Raw genomic sequence first — 19,281 nt, 5'->3', positions numbered from 1 at the left:
CAATGTTTATAACACATACCGAGATTTTTTAAAGATTTATTTTTGCTTAATTTTACGATGTTCGTTTTTTATCGAGGTGTATATTGTCAATTTAGCAATTATTTGAGGTTAAATTTACAAAAGCTTAACATTACATCTCATTTCTGCATGTTTTGAAATGATAGTTTTGGGCTTTAATTTTTAACTAAATCAATCATTCATGAAATTAAAATTTCAAAAATCAAGAATTGAAATATTCTTCTGTCTCTTTTTATTGTGCAGTTCGTTTTCGCTTTTAGCGCAGACCACAATAAAAGGAAAAGTGCTTTCTTCTGCAGATAATATGCCACTGCCAGGCGCGTCTGTTGTAGAAAAAGGAACAACCAATGGTACACAATCAGATTTTGATGGTGCATTTATTTTAGAGGTTTCAAATGAGTCTTCTATTATAGTGGTGTCTTATGTAGGTTTTAAATCTAAAGAAGTTGCCTATAGTTCTGGAGAAATTACAGTGATGTTAGAGGATGATACGGCTTTAGAAGAAGTTGTAGTCGTAGGTTATGGTACGCAAAAGAAAAGTGATATTGTAAATGCTGTAGCTACAACAGATTTATCAAAAGCAACATTATCACCAACATCAGATGTTAATGAGATGTTGCGTGGTAGAATTGCCGGTTTACAAGTAAATGTTGGTGGTGGTACATTACGACCAGGTGGAACATCGGATATTATATTTAGAGGACAAGGTTCTATTGAAGGTAATGTCAGTGCAATTTATGTTGTAGATGGTATTGTTAGAGAAGGAGGTATTGAAGATATCGACGCTGATGATATTAAGTCTGTAGAGTTTTTAAAAGATGCTTCGGCTCAGGCTATTTATGGTTCTAGAGGTGCTAACGGTGTTGTTTTAATAACAACTAAACGTGGTACTGCAGGGAAAGTAAGTGTAAGTTATCATGGTTTTCTTACTACAAAAACAATTGAACGTAATTTTGATGTTTATAATGGACAGGAATTCGCGCAATTAAGAAGAGAAGCGTGGAGGTCCACAAGAGCAGATGATAGCTATGCAGATGATGTTGTAGATAATGTATTTACAGATGTTGAATTAGAAAATCTATCAAACAATCGTTTTGTTAATTGGGAAGACGAGTTAATGAGAAATGGTTTTGTTAACAGTCAGGCTATTAGTATTAGTGGTGGTACCGAAATGACTAAAGTTTTTGGTAGTATCAACTACTTTCAAGAAGATGGTCTTATACCATCATCGAGCTATACTAGAAAAACATTGCGTTTAAATGTAGATCAAAAAATATCTGATAAGTTCTCTGTGAATTTTGATTTAAACCTTTTAAATGATGATACCGATAGATCAGCGAACGTCAATGTTATTACAACGTCACCATTAGGAAGTGCTTATAATGACGATGGTAGTATAACACGTTATCCAAGTGGTGAAGAAGGCTCGTCTGTAAACCCATTATGGAATTTACGTGAGCAAAATCACGAAGAAAAAGGAAATGACTATGTGATTAATGTAACTCCGATATGGCAAATTACTAAAGATTTACAATATCAATTAAAAACGAATTTAACTAGAAGAACATCAGAAAGAGGACAGTATCAGTCGTCTTTAAGTTCTGCAGGTGATGCTGTAAGAGGTATCGCAAGAATCGATAATAAACTATGGGAATCTTATCTTGTTGAGAATATTTTGACTTATGATAAAGCGATTAACAACGACCATAAATTAAATCTTACACTAGTGCAATCGGCTCAAGAAAATGCTTTTTCTAGAACATTTACGGAAGGTCAAGGATTTCCAAATGAAGATTTGGGGTATAACGGTATTTCAAGTGCAATAGGTAATGTCACTGTAGAGCGTGATGGTGATAAATTTAGATATTTAGGCTATTTAGCGAGAGCACGATATACCTTAATGAATAAATATACGTTTGAAGGAATCATCAGAGCGGATGGAGCTTCATTAAATGGAGAGGGTAATAAATGGAGTTACAATCCAGCAGGTTCATTTGCTTGGAAGATTCATAATGAAAGTTTTTTAGAAGAAGTAAGTCAAATACAAGAATTAAAGTTTAGAGCAAGTTATGGTTCTTTAGTTAATGACTTAGGGCGTGCTTATACATCACTGTTTACAGCTGATTTCCAACCTTATATATTTGATGAGGAAACTGGGTCAGGATTTTCGCCATCGACTATTTTACCTAATCCCGATTTAAAGTTTGAAAGAATAACAACCTTAAACCTTGGTTTAGATTTTTCAATCTTTAAAAACACATTAGTGGGTAGTGTTAACTGGTATGATGCTAGAACTACTGATTTATTGTTAAAAAGAGGTGTGCCTCCCGTAACCGGATATACATCAACATTCTTTAATGCTGGTGAAATGCAAAATACAGGTATTGAATTAGGCTTAACGGCTAATATTTTTAATACTGAAGATTTTAGTTGGTCTGTATCTACAAACTGGTCTAATAACAAAAACAAATTATTAGAGCTTTATAATGATGGAAATGGAGATGCTATAACCGAAGATAATTCATTCAATTATTATGTTGGTCAGCCAGTAGGTGTTATTTATCAATATGCATTTGATGGGATATGGCAAGAAGGAGAAGATTTTGAAAATGCACCACAAGCGAATCCAGAATCCGCAAATCCACAAACCAACTTAAGACCAGGTGATATTAAAGTTAAAGATATTAACGGAGTTGATGAAGAAGGTAATATAATAGCTGGTCCTGATGGGAAAATAACTCAAGAAGACCGTGTTTTTATAGATCCTAATCCAGATTGGTTTGGTTCACTATCTACAACAATAGCCTACAAAAACTTTGATTTATTTTTAGATTTTTATGCTGTAGAAGGTGCTACTAAGGTTAATCCATTTTTAAACGAGTACAATAATGGAGGAACATTAAGAGGAGATATAAATGGTGTTAAAGTAGATTACTATACGCCAGAAAATCCATCAACATCATTCCCTCGTCCAAATAAAGATTCTGCGGATCAATACTTAAATGCGTTAGCAGTTAAAGATGCATCATATTTAAGATTAAGAACGATAAGTTTAGGATATACGTTGTCAGAGAAGTTTACATCTAAAATAAATTTCGATCAGGTTAGACTTTACGTTACTGCTACAAATGTATTTACAAAAACTGACTATTTAGGGTATAGCCCAGAAGTAAACATTAGATCTACGTATTCTAGTGCTGATACAGGGTATCCAGATGCGAAGTCATTCACTTTTGGAGTAAGAGTTAAATTTTAATTATAAAAAAGAATAATATTATGAAAACTAAGTTTTTTAATTCAAAAATAAAAGGTGGCTTTCTATTAGCCATGACGTTATTCTTTGTTGTAGCTTCTTGTGAAGATTACTTAGAAGAACAACCAAGTACGCTAATCGATGCAGATTATGTTTATACTACTGAAGGCGGTTTAAAGTCTGGTGTAGTGAGTTTATATAAATTTGAAAGAGATCGTTACGATAATGGTACCGAAGATTATATGGGTTCAGTGCTTATGTCATCTAGAGCAGATTTAACCTTTGCAAGATCTGGTTATACAGGTTTAATAGGAAGATACGAAAGAGCAACGTCTCCAGTAGACCAAGGTACTAAATTTGCATCTTCATTATTTTGGAAGCATTATTATAACATGGCTAATAAAGCCACTGCCATAATAAATGCAGCTGAAACTTTAGAAGGTATTGATGAAGATACAAGAGCACAAATTTTATCTGAAGCAAAGTTTTTTAGAGCACATTCTTATTTTTACTTATATAGAATGTACAATAACATTTATGTGACTACAGAAACAATAACTGTAGATAATGCTTTTGATGTGATCAACGATAAATCGTCTGAACAAGAGATTTTTGCACTTATCAATAGTGATTTAAACTACGCTGTAGAGAATTTAGAATGGACAGATACTTTTGGTCGTGTTACTAAAGGAACTGCAAAGCATGTGAAGGCAAAAGTGGCTATGTGGCAAGGTGACTGGACAGAAGCAAAAAACCAAGCTTTAGATGTTATAGAAGGACCAGATAGTCCTCATAGTTTAGTAGGTAGTACAGCAGATGTATTTGCAGGTGATAGAAATAATTCAGAAGCCTTATTTGTTATCCAATCTAAAGATGATATCCTAGGAGGAGGAAATGCAACCATGATGAATGCGAATTACGTAACTCAGTTTTTTCAAATTTCTGGTATAGAATACAATAACGAACAAGGAGGTAGAGGTTTTTCTAGAGTTTTACCAAATTTATATTTGTTAAATCTCTTAGCAGAAGATCCAAATGACACAAGAGATGATGATACTTATTTCAGATTAAAATATTATTACACTTCTGGAGATAGAATTGGTGAGGAGATCGATAACTATGCTCCAATTACAGATTTAGACAATCCAAGTAGTACTTACGGGTCTTATTACCAAAGGATGCATCCATCTTGTATCAAATTTGCTCAAGCAGACGGTGATGAATCTTCTTATACTATTAGAGGTAATGTTATGGTTTATAGATTAGCAGAGACTTATTTAATAGCGGCAGAAGCTATTATGAGATCTTCAGGTGATCCTTTACCATATATTAATGCTGTAAGAACTAGAGCTGGTGCTGCACCAGTTGTAACTGTTAATCAACAAACTATTTTAGATGAACGCGCAAGAGAATTAGCTTTTGAAGGGCAACGTTGGTTTACTCTAAAAAGAATGGGACAAAGCGTTATTGATTTTCAAATGACCAATTATGCTGGTGACGGTGAATATTTTCCGGCTAATTTAGGTTCTAAAGATCCTAGAGAAAATTGGAGATCGCATTTCATTAATTGGCCAATATCCCAAAATGATTTAGATCTATTAGGTCCGGATTATCCTCAGAATAATGGTTATAATTAATTATATGAATTAGTCATTCTATAGAAACATATTGGGCAAGTTCACTTGCCCTTTTGTGTTTTTTATTTACGATTTTTGCTCACTTTTATTTTAATACTTTGGCTTATGCGTTGTTTTATAGTTTTATTTTTATGTCTTGGGTTGGCATCATGCAATTCGACGACCACCGAATCAGAAATTGTTTTTGCTGATAATCCTGTAATTGCACACAGAGGAGCCTGGAAAGCTAAAGGGTTTCCAAAAAATTCTATTGCTGCATTGCATGAGGCAATTAATCTAAAATGTACAGGTTCTGAGTTTGATGTTCGTATGACATCAGATCATGTTTTAATCGTAACGCATGATGCCGATTATCAGGGTGTTGATATTGAAACTTCAACTTATGAGGAATTGGCAAAAGTTAAGCTTCCAAATGGTGAAACGCTACCAACACTAAAAGATTTTATTAGTGCAGGTATGAATAATAATACCACAACTGGTTTGGTTTGTGAAATAAAGCCTTCTAAAATTGAAGGGAGAAATATTGAAATGGCAAACAAAACGGTAGCCTTAGTTAAGGAATTAAAAGCTGAAGCTTATATTTCTTATTATATTAGTTTTAGTTATGATGTTATTAAACGTATCAAAGACATAGATGCCAATGCACGAGTCTTATATCTCGATGGTTCAAAACCTCCAGAAGAATTAAAAAAGGATGGTATTACAGGTTTAGATTATATCGTCTGGAAACTAAAAAATAAAGAGAATTGGATTAAAGAAGCTAAAGATTTAGGCCTTAAATTAAATGCTTGGACAGCAAATAAAGAAGAAGATATAGATTGGTTATTAGCTCATGATTTTGATTATATAACTACGGATGAACCTGAATTAACTTTCGAAAGAATAAAAGCAAGGTCTAATACTGCTGATTAAACCTTATTCTATTCTAGCGATAACTTATTTTGAAAGGCTTATTTTTCAAGTTTGAAATCACAATTACATGAAACTAATTAATATATTAATTATTGGTCTTTTCTTTTTAGGGTGTAGTCCTAAGAAAATGAAGCCTGAATCTAATACTGAGTCTGTGAAGTTAAAGGTAATGACCTATAACATTCGCCTAGATATCACTTCGGATGGTGACAATGCATGGCCAAATCGAAAAGATTTTTTAAGTTCTCAAATATTGTTTCTTAGTCCTGATGTTTTTGGAGTACAAGAAGCACGGCCGAATCAAATAGAAGATTTAAATGCCGCTTTGCGAGATTATAAATTTATAGGTGAAGGAAGAGATGGCAACGGAGAGGGAGAGTTCTCTGCAATTTACTACAATTCAAAACACCTAAAAGTTGAAAAACAACACACCTTTTGGTTATCAGATTCGCCAACTGTAGTTTCCAAAGGTTGGGATGCGGCTTACCCAAGAGTTTGCACCTATGGTTTATTTACTTCAAAAGACACTAATCAAAAATTCTGGGTATTTAATACGCATTTAGATCATATTGGTAAAGAAGCGCAAAAAGAAGGCATGAAACTCATTCTTAGAAAGATGGCTTCAGAAAATACTCAAAACTACCCTGTACTTCTCATGGGTGATTTTAATGTAGAACCTAATAGTGAGGTTGTCGCAGAAATTTTACCAACCATGTCAGATTCAAAACATATAGCTGCATTAAAATTTGGGTCCGATGGAACATTCAATGGCTTTCAATATAATGAACCCGTAACACGACGAATTGATTATCTTTTTGTTTCAAAATCGCCTGAAGTCGTAGTGCGCAAATATGCTGTACTTTCAAGTGCTATAGATTTTAAGTTTCCTTCCGACCATTTTCCTGTATATGCAGAAATTGAGTTAAAATGATTTTTATATAATGAATAAAACGACCAAGTCTTTATTATTAGGAGTAATTAGTGTAAAAATTGTTGTTATTCTTCTCGTTACAAGTATTCCCGTAAATGGCAATACGTTAGTGCCAAATGATTCAGAACTTGTGAAAAATACGACTACTTTAATCAATGTAAGTACTGAACATAAGGTAGATTCAGTATTAGCATTAATGACTATCGATGAGAAAATTGGTCAATTAGTTCAGTATAGTGGTAAATGGAATGCAACAGGTCCTTCAACTTCAAAAAGAGATCAGTACAAACACGATAAACTAAAGAAAGGCGAAGTAGGTTCTATGCTCAACATAGCTTCTGTAGCTTCTATCCGTGAAACACAACGGATCGTTATGGAAAATTCTCGATTAAAAATCCCACTTATTTTTGCCTATGATGTCATTCATGGTTACAAAACCATATTTCCTATTCCTCTTGGCGAGAGTGCGAGTTGGGATTTAGGGATTATAGAAAAATCGGCTGCGATTGCTGCTAAAGAAGCTGCTGCCTCTGGTTTAAATTGGACCTTTGCACCAATGATAGATGTGTCTAGAGATGCGCGTTGGGGACGAATAATGGAAGGTTCAGGGGAAGACACGTATTTAACTACTAAAATTGGTGTTGCAAGAATAAATGGATTTCAAGGAAACGATTTGTCTGCAGCTCATACCATAGCGGCTTGTGCAAAACATTTTGTAGGCTATGGATTTGCAGAAGGAGGTAGAGATTACAATACAGTGAATATTGGAGAGTTTGAATTGCATAATACTATTTTACCTCCATTTAAAGCAGCATCCGAAGTTGGTGTCGCTACATTTATGAATGCCTTTAACGATATTGATGGTATACCAGCAACAGGGCATAAATATTTACAAAGAGATTTGTTGAAAAAGGATTGGAATTGGCCCGGTCTAATGGTTTCAGATTGGGGAAGTATCGGAGAAATGATAGCTCATGGCTATGCAAGAGATTTAGAACATGCTTCCGAAATAGCGATTAATGCAGGAAGTGATATGGATATGGAATCTTATGCTTATGAAGCGTCATTAAAAACATTAGTAGAAAAAGGTAAAGTTTCAACAGCGATTTTAGACGATGCGGTTAGGCGTGTTTTACGTCTTAAATTTCAATTAGGATTATTTGATGATCCTTATAAATATTGTGATGAAGAAAGAGAGAAAGCCGATGTTTATTCTAAGGAAAATCTTGAGATAGCTAGAGATGTTGCGAAAAAATCTATCGTACTTCTTAAAAATGATAATCAAATTTTACCACTTTCAAAAAAGATAAAGAGTATTGCTGTTATTGGTCCATTAGCTGATGATAAAGATACTCCATTAGGAAATTGGAGGGCAAGAGCGGATTATAATTCGGCTGTATCCCTATTGGAAGGTGTAAAGCATGCTGTTTCAAAATCCACAGCTATTTATTATGAAAAAGGCATTGAGTTAACCATTCCTATAGTCAAACCTGGTGAAAATCAGTTTGCACGTCCTTTAGAATTTAATACAACGGATAGTTCTGGTATTGAAAAAGCAGTGGAATTGGCTAAGAAAGTTGAGGTGGTTTTATTAGCCATTGGAGAAGATGCTTACCAAACCGGAGAAGGAAGAAGTCAAGTAGATATTGGATTTAAAGGCTTACAACTAGAGTTGTTAGAGGCGATTCAAAAAGTCAATAAAAACATCGTGATTGTTCTGATGAATGGTCGCCCAATGGATTTAAGTCGTGCTTCGGAAGTGGCTCCAACTATTTTAGAATGTTGGCATTTAGGATCGGAATCTGGTAATGCCATAGCAGATGTTATTTTTGGGGATTATAATCCTTCTGGTAAATTGCCAGTATCATTTCCGCATCATGTAGGTCAAGAGCCTTTATATTACAATCAAAAAAATACGGGGAGACCTTACGGGTCAACACAAGTGACGTATTCGTCATACAGAGATGCACCAAGATCGGCCCTATATCCTTTTGGTCATGGGTTAAGTTATACGACTTTCAGTTATGATAATTTTAAACTGAGCACAACTGAGATAAATGCTTCAGAACATATAGAAGTTTCAGTTAATGTAACTAATGCCGGAAAGCGTAATGGTGAAGAAGTGGTGCAACTATATATTAGAGATTTAGTTGGTAGTTTGGTAAGGCCAATTAAAGAATTAAAAGGCTTTAAAAAGCTAATGATTAAGGCAGGTGAAACTAAAACAGTCACGTTTAAAATTAATGCGGAGACACTTCAGTTTTATACAGCAAATAAAAAATGGGAGGTAGAACCTGGCGCATTTGAAGTTTGGGTTGGAGGCAGCTCTCTTGCTGAATTAAAACAAAGTTTTAGTGTTGTTGAATAAATAAGTTTTATTCAAAAGCATTTATTCCCTCAGTAATTTTATCGATCCAAGTATCGTTAATAGTAACTAATTGACCATGCTGTGTTTCCTTATCGTAAGATTTTTGTGTTTTTAGGCATTCCTCCCATAATTCTTGATAGACACTTACATAAGAATTGTAATTAGCATTCTTCTGTGCTTTTAATTTTTCGAACTCTGCTTGGATTTTAAAAGCATATAACGCCGCGATATCAAAGTGTAATTGTTCATGCAAAAGTAAATAGGCGCTTTTTTCATAAACCCATGAGTGTTCCGTATAAAAATTGGCTACAACGGTCAATGATTCATAATCTTGAATATTCTCATCAGAATCAACCATAATATCACTTGGTAGGATTTCTATTTTATAAGAAGTGAGGGCATATGCCACAATATCTAAATTAGGAGCTGCTTTAAAATCCGACCAGTTTAATTTTCTGTCTTTTGACCACTCTACTGTGTCCTGGGCGTTTAACTGTGTTGAAAGAAATAGAGATATCAATATAACGCATAGCGCTACTGTTTGTTTCATGTCGAGTTGAGGTCGTTGTGTTGAATGACTTAAAAGATGTTTAGGTGTGATGAGGCAACTAATTTAGTAAACAAAATATATTTAGAAAATGTCTGCTGATTTTTATTTTCTTTAATGAAGAATAATTTTAGTTGTTTTGCTTTAATAAGCACGATAATTAAAAACAGAAAACCGTTCAAGCAAGCTTGGCGGATTTCTATTGTTTTCACTCAAAATAGAGTTATGAGTGTTGTAGAGTCGGTGAGATTAACGTCGTTGTTCTCTAGTGAATCCCATCCTGTAAATACAACTTTTTGTGCTTTCAGCCCAAGTGCTTTTAAACAACAAAGCTCAATCAAGTAAAACTTGTTGAGCTTTTTATGCTTAAAATCACAACAAAGTTGTGCTTAATTGTGGAGTCGGAGAGAATCGAACTCTCGTCCAAACAAGTAACCAAAAGGCTTTCTACACGTTTATTCTTTTCTTGTTTTTTCGACTTAAAGCTGGTTAAAGACAACCCACTTTTAGCTTAGCTCCTTAATCTCGAAAAGGTATCAGAGCACTACCTAATCTAAGTCAATTTTTACGATGCCTAATAAAGAACGCCATTAACTAAGGCTTTCTCGAGACATTTAGCACTCCTACCTAGTAGGACGAGGCTTAATCTTACTATAATTCAGATTATGCAGCTAAAGCGTAGTTATTCTCGCCGTTTAAAATTTGGTCTTGCCTTTTACGTGTATCAATGCCATTACACGACGTGCTTACAATCTAATTAATCTCGCTGTCAAAACCAGTCGACCCCATTTACTTCCCACGAAAGTGGGAATCTCTTTAATAAATTGATAATAATTTTTTGGGCGTTACCTTATCAGGTCGGGCTGTCCGCTATATCTTTTGCTAAAAAAAAGCAAAAGGATGCCGCTTCCATCCCTAACGCGCTAAACCCAGAAACTGTATTGGTGTTTCAAGGGCTGCAAAATTACAAAAAATAATAACGCAAAAGTTATACCAAACTTGTTTTCTATGAATTTGCAGAAATTGTGTCAGAAGCTGTACATCATCATAGCAGATAGGATACAAAACTTTAGTGATGTTTAAAACAGTATTAATTATACTCAGTTTTTCTAATCCATTTAAAGATAAAAATACTCAATTTGAGTATTTTTTAATGTAGTTGCTTGATTTATATTTGGTTACATAAAAAAATACCTAGTAGTGGGTATTGTTTTGCTTTACAATATTATATAATATCGCGTGACACATTTTTTACCAATCAATACATATATCATGAAAAAACAAGTACTGTTGTCGCTTGCCCTAATGCTAATTACAACCTTTTTTAACCTTAATGCGCAAATAGCTTTTGAAAAAGTGTTGCCACAATCGTCTTCACCTCTTATTAGTAATGATTTTGAAGGAGTCACTAATAGTGGACTAGATTATTCAGATATTGATAATGATGGAGATCAAGATGTTTTAATCACAGGTACAGATAGATTGGGTCAAAAAATTGCTACACTTTATTTGAATGATGGTTTAGGTAATTATTCTGAGATATCAGGAACATCTTTTGTTGGTGTAAATCAAAGTACTGTACATTTCTTTGATGCAGATGGAGATAATGATGAAGATGTATTAATTTCTGGTGCTGATAGCTCAAATCAAAGAATAACAAAACTATATACTAATAATGGAAGTGGAGACTTTACAGAAGTTTTAGGAACACCCTTTGATGGTGTTACTTCTGGTTCGGTATCTATAGCTGATATAGAAGGCGATAGTGACCTAGATGTTTTAATTACAGGATATGATAGTTCATCTCAAAAAATAGCAAAACTTTATACTAATAATGGAGGTGGAGTGTTTTCAGAAATATTTGGGACTATTTTCGAAAACGTTGGTACTAGTGCTGCATCATTTAATGATATAGATGGAGATAACGATCAAGATGTTTTAATTACAGGAATTAATAATTTAAATCAAAGAATAGCAAAATTATATACTAACGACGGTAGTGGTATTTTTTCTGAAGTTGTTGGAACATCTTTTGAGCCAGTTAATGGTGGTGAAGTAGTATTTGTTGATATAGATGGAGATAACGACGAAGATGTCTTTTTAACAGGATATAGTTCTAACTTAGAACAGCGCATATCTAAATTATATACCAATAATGGAAGTGGCGTTTTTTCAGAAGTTTTGGCAACTCCTTTTGAAGGTGTTCAACAAGGAGGTGTGTCTTTTGCTGATATAGATGGAGATTTAGATCAGGACTTATTAATTACAGGATATAATGGTTCAAGTCAAGGTATTTCAAAATTATATATAAATAATGGAAGTGGTGTATTTAGCTTAGATGTTAACACTCCTATGGAGGGAGTTTGGAATGGAGCATTATCATTTTTAGATATTGATAATGATAGTGATTTAGATTTACTTTTAACAGGTTCAGGTTATAGTGGTAATAAGGTGTCTAAATTATTTGTTAATGATGGAAGTGGTTTTTTTAGAGAAGTTACAGGTTCTACATTTACTAATTTAGGACTAAGTTCTAATAAATTTTCTGACATTGATAATGATGGAGACGAAGATTTATTAATTAGTGGTTTAAAACTAAATCAATATATAACAGAAGTATATGAAAATAATGGTTCTGGTGAATATATATTAAATCAAGCTATACCTATTAATGATTTCTTTGGTGAAGTTAGTTTTATAGATATCGATGGTGATAATGATGAGGATTTAATTTTTGTAGGTTATATACTTCCTTACCAACCCATAACCAAACTATATAGGAATGATGGCTTAGGAAATTTCACAGAAATTCTAGGAACCTCTTTTGTTGGATTAACTTCTAGTTCTATTGCGTATGCTGATATTGACGGAGATAATGATCAAGATGTACTAATTGCAGGTAAAGATAGTTCTAATAACAGGAGAACTTTATTATATTCAAATGATGGAAATGGCAATTATCAATTAGTAAGTGGTACGCCATTTACAGGAGTGTTTGCTGGTTCTATTGCCTTTGCAGATGTAGATGGTGATAATGATCAAGATGTTTTAATTACAGGCGTTACTGATAATTATGGGAGTTATGGCATATCTAGATTATATACTAATAATGGAAGTGGTGTGTTTTCTTATGTTTTGGGAACACCATTTGATGATGTACGAACTAGTGCTATTGCCTTCGCTGATATTGATAATGATGGAGACCAAGATGTTTTAATTACAGGAAGGAATAGTTCAAATGAATACATATCAAAATTATATGATAATGATGGTAGTGGCGGGTTTACCTTAAACACAGATTCTACTTTACAAAGTTATAGTACTAAAAGAGCTGTCGGTTTTACAGATATTGATGGAGATACAGATTTAGATTTAATAATGATTGGAGGAGGTGTTACTAATTTGTACACTAATGATAGTTTTGGTGTATTTACCCTAGAAATAAATACCATTTTAGAAGGTGTAAGTAATGGTTCTCTTGCATTTTCAGATATTGATACCGATAATGATATTGATGTATTAATTTCTGGTAAAAATTCAGTAAACGAAGAGACAACATTTTTATATAGAAATGTAAGTATTCCTATGCCACCAATTATAGCAGATACCACAAGCTTACTAGACCTCACTGCGCAATGTGAAGCAACACCAACAGCACCTACAGCAAACAGTGGAGCAATCACTGCAACCGCAGATGTTGCCTTCCCACTTACAACACAAGACACAACAATAGTTACATGGACTTACGATGATGGTATTGGTAATACCTTAACTCAAACACAAAATATAATAATTAATGATTCCACAGGACCAAGCATGTCATTTACTAACCCTTCAGATGCAACAATAGAATCGTGTGACACTGAAGTATTAGTCCCTTCACCTCAAGCTATCGAAGACTGTTTAACAAATGATTTTGCATTAGACTTTGATGGAGTAGATGATTTTGTAAGTATCAATCAAGCTATTGGCAGTTTTGGCACCATAGAATTTTGGATGTATACCGAAAATGGAATTAATGGGTCTGAAGAGTTTGATTTTATATTCAATTTTAATAATTCATTATTACAATACGCAGGCACAGGTAATGTAACAAGTGATTTTGCTGGTGAAACTTTTACTATCGTTACAAATTTTGGTCAGTTAATGGCAATTACAGAACTTATTCCGGCTGGTTGGAACCATATAGCAATAACAGGAAATGGTAGTATCTACGATAAAATTATTTTAAATGGAGTCAGTAAATCTACAATAGGACTAGGCACACCAGTAGTAATCAATGCATCTAGTTTATTCATTGGCAAAAGGCAAGAAGATGTAAGTAGCAGGTTTTTAGGTAAACTTGACGAAATTAGATTTTGGAATACGCCAAGAACAGAACAAGAAGTTGCAGATGATTTTGAGAAAATTATTGATGCATCAACACCAAATCTTCTAGCGTACTACGACTTTGAGGATGGCATAGGAAGCTCAATTTTAAGCGATAAGACTTCTACAAATGCTAATGGAGTATTAACGAATATGAATATAAATACAGATTGGGTTACTTCTGATGCACCTATATCATCAGTAACGTTAACAAATGACTTTAACGGAACATCTGATGCATCAGGAACATATCCTGAAGGAGAAACTACGGTCACATGGACAGCTACAGATCCTTTAGGAAATCAATCAACATTAGAACAAACAGTAAACATTGTTTGTAGTATAACTTACACGTTTAACAATGATGTTTGGTCTCCTAGTGATCCAAATGGTGTTGCTACTGCTATAGATAACTTGATAATTACATCAGGTAATGCTAATATAAGCTCTAACACCACTGTAAATTCAGTAACCGTTGAAGCTGGTGCATCTCTAACTCTAGATGCAGCCTTATCAGCTACAGATATCACTTTAAACTCTACTGCAGGCAGTTATTCAAGTTTACTAACTGGAGCATCTAGTAGTGCATCTGGAATTATAAGCTATAACCGTTTCGTTAACTCTAATAGTCTTGGTAACGACCTAATCTCATCACCATTATCTGGTGAAACCTGGAGCGATTTTTTAAGTCCAGAAAATGCCACAGCCTTATTAGATAATGGTGGAACACCAACCATTTATGCTTTTGCGCCTTTTGATAAAACAACAGATGATTATGAAAATTACGATAGCAACACTTCAGCAATCTTAAGCAGTGGTAAAGGGTATAGAGCTGCAACGAATACAGGTGAAACCTTAACGTTTTCAGGAACAGTGCCAACAGACGCTAGTGTCAATATTATGAATACGGCAACCGCTTATTCTCAATGGAATTTAGTCGGTAATCCGTATCCCTCTTATCTTAATGTACACGCATTTTTAAACCACGAGGTAGAGGCTGGTATTTCAAACCTAGATCTTTTTACAAATGCATCTGCCGCAATTTATGGTTATAATGCTACTACAGAAAATAGCTGGACCATCTACAACTTAGCAAATACAACAGCGTCTACTGTTATAGCGCCAGGTCAAGGCTTTTTTGTAAGTGCAGATGCCACACATGTTGCAGCACATAATTTAGAGTTTACCACAGCAATGCAAACCACAGGGACTTCAGACGATTTTATTGCTGGTCGTAATGCGGACTTAGAACTAATTTATCTTAAAATAGGCTTAAGTTCAAACACAAGCACGTACAATACAGATGTCTATTTTAATGGTAATGCGAGTGAAGGTTTAGATAAAGGTTACGATGCTGATCTTTGGGGATCCGTAGTGCCAGAGTTTAGTATTTATTCTCACTTAGTACAAGACAATACAGGGAAACCAATAGCGTTACAAGCCTTAAACACAAACAGTTTATCTAATGTATCTATTCCTTTAGGTGTGCATGCCAACTTAGGAGAACAAATTACCTTTAGCATTTCAGAAACCACATTGCCAGCAACAATAAACGTGTTTTTAGATGATGTTTTAACTAACACATCTACATTACTTACTAACAGCGATTATACCATAACACCATCAACAGATCTTTCAGGAACTGGCCGTTTCTTTTTACGAACTACAGAAGAAGCGTTGTCTATTGCAGACAATAATTTTGATGCTATAAGTATATTCTATGAGAAGCGTGCTAAAGATGTCCTTATAAACGGACGTATTCAAAATAATACTGTAGTTGAGATTTATGACATGCAAGGCAGAAAAGTGTTGTCTAGTCCTCTTGATGCTGCCGTATTAGAAAATAGGATACATGTTGCTTCGTTAAATGCTGGTGTGTATTTAGTTAATCTTAAAAATAGCTTAGAACAAAAAACACAGAAAATAATTATTAATTGATGGATTAAATTGACAGTAATAATTTTAAAAATTATTCCAATCAAAGATAAAAGGGATTAACACGTTTAGTGATAAAATTTATGGTGTTTTAGTTATGTTTTTATAAAGTATAGTGGACTAAATTTCAAGGATTATCACTGATTAAAAATTGCTCATTAATTTTAAATTAACCATGGTTTTAAAGCTTACTTTTGTCGGCTTCAAACTAAACCATGTACTCATGACAAAACCAAGAATAGCACTTGCGGTTGGCATTATTTGTATTTCAATATTCCCAATTTTGGTGAAGTTAAATCTAACACCAGGACTTATTTCAGCATTTTACAGAATGGCGATAGCTTCTGTTTTTATTGTGCCTTACGTATTGATCACAAAACAGTTTAAGGTAACGTCTAAAAAAGCAGTCCTATTTTCCATAATTTGTGGTGTTGTATTTGGTTTAGACGTTGGTGTTTGGAATATTGCGATTCAACAATCTACTGCAACACAAGCGACATTGCTAACTAATTTATCACCAGTTTGGGTAGGTGTTGGTGCCTTTTTGTTTTTAAAAGATAAGCCGAAACAGAATTTCTGGATGGGTACCGTTGTGGCCATTATTGGTATGGTGCTCTTGGTCGGCTTTGATTTGTTCCTGAATTTTGATTTTAATCTCGCCTTTATTTTTGGTGTCTTATCAGGCATGCTCTATGCCGTTTATATGTTGTTGAGTAAAAATATTTTAGAAGATATGGAGGTTATGACCTTTATGACGATTAGTCTCGTGTCTTCAACCATAGCATTGGGGGCGCTTAGTTATGCTTTTAATGAGCCTTTTACTGGGTTTTCAGAAGCAGGCTGGTTGGTATTAGTTGTTCAAGGTATAGTATGTCAGCTTTTGGCGTGGTTACTTATTAGCTATGCAACAAAGCATATGCGTGCTACAAGAGTTTCTGTGAGTCTGTTAGGGCAAGCTGTATTGGCTTCCATTTTAGCTTGGTGGTTATTAGATGAGCAAGTGTCTTTACAAATGGTTATTGGCGGTATAGTATTACTATTTGGCATTAGACTTACCTTTTATGAAAAGCCTATGCTGAAACCTAAGGTTTAAAATTTACCTGAGTAATAGTTGTCTACTTTATGAACCTTTAGTGGTTATAAAACAGTATAAGAAATGCAGATGAATCTTGTCTTAAACCAGATTTCTGTAATATTTAATTGATGGTGTTCCATACCATAATATCTTGTAAATATTTTAACCGAAGAATGTTTGCTAAAACATGCAATTCCTCTTATTTTCGTGAAAACATTTTTCAATATTAAATGCTGAATTTAAAGTGTTTCTTTACACAAATCACTAACGTATGTGTTACCTGAAAGCCTAAGTATTTAATTTCGAAATATCTCAATTTTAAAATATAGCTATGACATTCGCCATCATAAAAGAACGTAAAAATCCACCAGACAGACGTGTGGTATTTTCTCCTGAACATTTAGCAGAAGCGAGAACGCAATTTCCGGATGCTACTTTTATTGTAGAATCTTCGGATATTAGAATTTTTCCGGATGAAGCCTATAGAGCTTTAGGTTTTGAAGTGTTGGACGATGTGTCGCATGCTGATGTTATGATTGGCGTCAAAGAAGTGCCGATTGAAAATTTAATTTCAAATAAAAAATATTTCTATTTCTCACATACTATTAAAAAGCAGCCTTACAACAGAAAATTGTTGGTCGCTATGTTAGAGAAACATATAGAAATGTTTGATCACGAAACTATTGTTAGAAAAACGGGTGCGCGTTTAATTGGTTTTGGACGTTACGCAGGTTTGGTTGGTGCATACAATGGGTTTAGAGCTTTAGGGTTACGAGATGGTTTGTTTGAATTACCAAAAGTTGAAACACTTGCTGATTTAGATGCCGTAAAGTCAGAATTAGATAAAATCACCATCCCAAATATTAAGATTTTACTCTCCGGAACAGGAAAAGTGGCCTATGGAGCCAAAGAGATTTTAGATCATTTAGGTATTAAGCAAATTAGCGATGCCTTGTATTTAACATCTCAATTTTCGGAGCCTGTGTATGTTATGGCAGATGTAATGGAATATGCCAAACGAAAAGACGGTAAAGTAGGAGATAAGTATAAGTTTTATAAAGACCCATCGGGTTATGAAAGTAATTTTATGCCTTATGCTAAAGAAACTGATTATTTTATAGCTGGTCATTTCTATGGGAATAATGCACCTTATTTATTTACAAGGGAAGATGCCAAACATCCCGATTTCAAAATTAATTTAGTTGCTGATATATCTTGTGATATCGATGGCCCAGTGGCAAGTACAATTAGGCCTTCAACTATTGAAGATCCTTTCTATGGTTACAATCCTAAGACCGAAAAGGAAGTCGCTTATGATGCAAAAGGCGCAATAACGGTTATGGCTGTAGATAATTTACCATGCGAATTACCAAAAGATGCTAGTGAAGGTTTCGGTGAAACATTTTTAGAACACGTTATTCCTGCTTTCTTTAATAACGATGAACGGGAAATCTTAAAACGTGCTCAAATGACTGAAAAGGGTAAACTGACGAAACGATTTAGTTATTTGCAGGATTATGTAAATGGAAAATAATCTACATAGGATTATAATCAATAACAGTTAGGTCACCAACTTCTAAAGTAACATACTGATAATTAACTTTGTCTTTTTTGTCAAACTCACCAGTTTTGTTGGTGTCAGATATACTTTTAAAATATAATCTGTTCTGTTTTGGAATAACTTTCCAGTCAACAATTTGCGCAAATTCAGGAGTTAGTTTTTTAAGATTCTTACCGTCAATAGTACTAATGTATAAGGTTTCAATATCATTGAAATCTAGCTTGGAGTCTTTGTTGGTGTCGGCATCTCTAATGGTATATACTAAAAATTGAAGTCCGGTTTGTGCTCTAATGTTTTCAAGAAAACTGATAGCCGTAATCTCCATAATCTCATCTGATAAAGCGGTGAGTTTTTCCGAATTAAGGTGCTGGAATTTAATAGTACTGAATTCTCCCGTTATTGAAAACTTATTATAGCGCGACACTGCGTATGACGTATGACCACCTCCCTTACTGTAACTTGAGAATTTCGAATTATCATACTCTGTTATATAACCAATCGGATGAATTAAATAATCCGTACTGTCAATAAGAATTGGCAAATCAGCGATTTCGATTTTTGAACTGTCTTTTTTGATTTTAGTTTCAAAGGTGTCATCATGACTGATGGTTTGTGATTTTTCCTTACAGCCCATTATAAATAAGGCTAGACATAAAGTTATAAAAGTTGATTTCAT

10 protein-coding genes and 1 other RNA gene are annotated in these 19,281 nt (G+C 34.0%); 8 read left to right on the top strand and 3 right to left on the bottom strand.

What is annotated here, in order from left to right; translation table 11 throughout:
* The first annotated feature begins 199 nt into the window (after window positions 1-199).
* The 5 genes from BLT80_RS11845 (at window position 200) to bglX (ending at window position 9,119) form a co-directional block, all read left to right on the top strand.
* On the top strand, window positions 200-3,274 hold the full coding sequence (locus tag BLT80_RS11845; RefSeq protein ID WP_092468227.1) for a SusC/RagA family TonB-linked outer membrane protein: 3,075 nt from the start codon (window positions 200-202) through the stop codon (window positions 3,272-3,274).
* A gap of 20 nt (window positions 3,275-3,294) precedes the next feature.
* Entirely contained in the window at window positions 3,295-4,908 is a 1,614-nt protein-coding gene (locus BLT80_RS11840) for a RagB/SusD family nutrient uptake outer membrane protein (protein WP_092468225.1), read from the top strand.
* A gap of 105 nt (window positions 4,909-5,013) precedes the next feature.
* Window positions 5,014-5,820, top strand: a complete 807-nt coding sequence (locus BLT80_RS11835) for a glycerophosphodiester phosphodiesterase (RefSeq protein ID WP_092468223.1) — start codon at window positions 5,014-5,016, stop codon at window positions 5,818-5,820.
* A gap of 67 nt (window positions 5,821-5,887) precedes the next feature.
* Complete coding sequence (locus tag BLT80_RS11830; protein WP_092468221.1) at window positions 5,888-6,751, top strand: endonuclease/exonuclease/phosphatase family protein; 864 nt, start codon at window positions 5,888-5,890, stop codon at window positions 6,749-6,751.
* 10 nt (window positions 6,752-6,761) lie between these two features.
* Window positions 6,762-9,119 (top strand): beta-glucosidase BglX, encoded by a 2,358-nt coding sequence (gene bglX, locus BLT80_RS11825; protein WP_092468219.1) that lies wholly within the window; start codon window positions 6,762-6,764, stop codon window positions 9,117-9,119.
* A 7-nt stretch (window positions 9,120-9,126) separates the two neighbouring features.
* Here bglX and BLT80_RS11820 read toward each other — a convergent pair whose 3' ends face one another.
* Together BLT80_RS11820 and ssrA are read right to left on the bottom strand one after the other, a co-directional pair.
* Complete coding sequence (locus BLT80_RS11820) at window positions 9,127-9,669, bottom strand: DUF922 domain-containing protein (protein ID WP_092468217.1); 543 nt, start codon at window positions 9,667-9,669, stop codon at window positions 9,127-9,129.
* A 390-nt stretch (window positions 9,670-10,059) separates the two neighbouring features.
* Window positions 10,060-10,453: a transfer-messenger RNA gene (gene ssrA / locus BLT80_RS11815) on the bottom strand.
* Between the two features lie 485 nt (window positions 10,454-10,938).
* Between ssrA and BLT80_RS11810 the strand changes: the two genes are divergently transcribed.
* The 3 genes from BLT80_RS11810 to BLT80_RS11800 all read left to right on the top strand — a co-directional run bounded on the left by BLT80_RS11810 (window position 10,939) and on the right by BLT80_RS11800 (window position 18,578).
* The gene (locus BLT80_RS11810) at window positions 10,939-15,972 is read left to right on the top strand and encodes an FG-GAP-like repeat-containing protein (RefSeq protein WP_092468216.1); all 5,034 of its coding nucleotides are present in this window, start codon (window positions 10,939-10,941) and stop codon (window positions 15,970-15,972) included.
* A gap of 220 nt (window positions 15,973-16,192) precedes the next feature.
* Window positions 16,193-17,062 carry a DMT family transporter gene (locus BLT80_RS11805; protein ID WP_092468214.1) on the top strand — a complete coding sequence of 290 codons (870 nt, stop codon included), beginning with the start codon at window positions 16,193-16,195 and terminating at the stop codon, window positions 17,060-17,062.
* A gap of 313 nt (window positions 17,063-17,375) precedes the next feature.
* On the top strand, window positions 17,376-18,578 hold the full coding sequence (locus tag BLT80_RS11800; RefSeq protein ID WP_092468212.1) for an NAD(P)-dependent oxidoreductase: 1,203 nt from the start codon (window positions 17,376-17,378) through the stop codon (window positions 18,576-18,578).
* 1 nt (window position 18,579) lies between these two features.
* On the opposite strand, the gene BLT80_RS11795 is transcribed toward BLT80_RS11800, so the two are convergent.
* Complete coding sequence (locus tag BLT80_RS11795; RefSeq protein ID WP_139181059.1) at window positions 18,580-19,281, bottom strand: hypothetical protein; 702 nt, start codon at window positions 19,279-19,281, stop codon at window positions 18,580-18,582.

Source organism: Winogradskyella thalassocola, from assembly GCF_900099995.1.
GTDB lineage: Bacteria > Bacteroidota > Bacteroidia > Flavobacteriales > Flavobacteriaceae > Winogradskyella > Winogradskyella thalassocola.
Note: the sequence above shows the minus strand (reverse complement) of the source record. Positions and strands in the feature narration are given on the sequence as shown.

Bases quoted from the DNA above. Each gene is read 5' to 3' on its own strand.
- BLT80_RS11835 (WP_092468223.1), top strand. From the start codon at position 5,014: ATGCGTTGTTTTATAGTTTTATTTTTATGTCTTGGGTTGGCATCATGC.
- BLT80_RS11840 (WP_092468225.1), top strand. From the start codon at position 3,295: ATGAAAACTAAGTTTTTTAATTCAAAAATAAAAGGTGGCTTTCTATTA.
- BLT80_RS11810 (WP_092468216.1), top strand. From the start codon at position 10,939: ATGAAAAAACAAGTACTGTTGTCGCTTGCCCTAATGCTAATTACAACC.
- BLT80_RS11805 (WP_092468214.1), top strand. From the start codon at position 16,193: ATGACAAAACCAAGAATAGCACTTGCGGTTGGCATTATTTGTATTTCA.
- BLT80_RS11830 (WP_092468221.1), top strand. From the start codon at position 5,888: ATGAAACTAATTAATATATTAATTATTGGTCTTTTCTTTTTAGGGTGT.
- BLT80_RS11820 (WP_092468217.1), bottom strand. From the start codon at position 9,669: ATGAAACAAACAGTAGCGCTATGCGTTATATTGATATCTCTATTTCTT.
- bglX (WP_092468219.1), top strand. From the start codon at position 6,762: ATGAATAAAACGACCAAGTCTTTATTATTAGGAGTAATTAGTGTAAAA.
- BLT80_RS11795 (WP_139181059.1), bottom strand. From the start codon at position 19,281: ATGAAATCAACTTTTATAACTTTATGTCTAGCCTTATTTATAATGGGC.
- BLT80_RS11800 (WP_092468212.1), top strand. From the start codon at position 17,376: ATGACATTCGCCATCATAAAAGAACGTAAAAATCCACCAGACAGACGT.
- BLT80_RS11845 (WP_092468227.1), top strand. From the start codon at position 200: ATGAAATTAAAATTTCAAAAATCAAGAATTGAAATATTCTTCTGTCTC.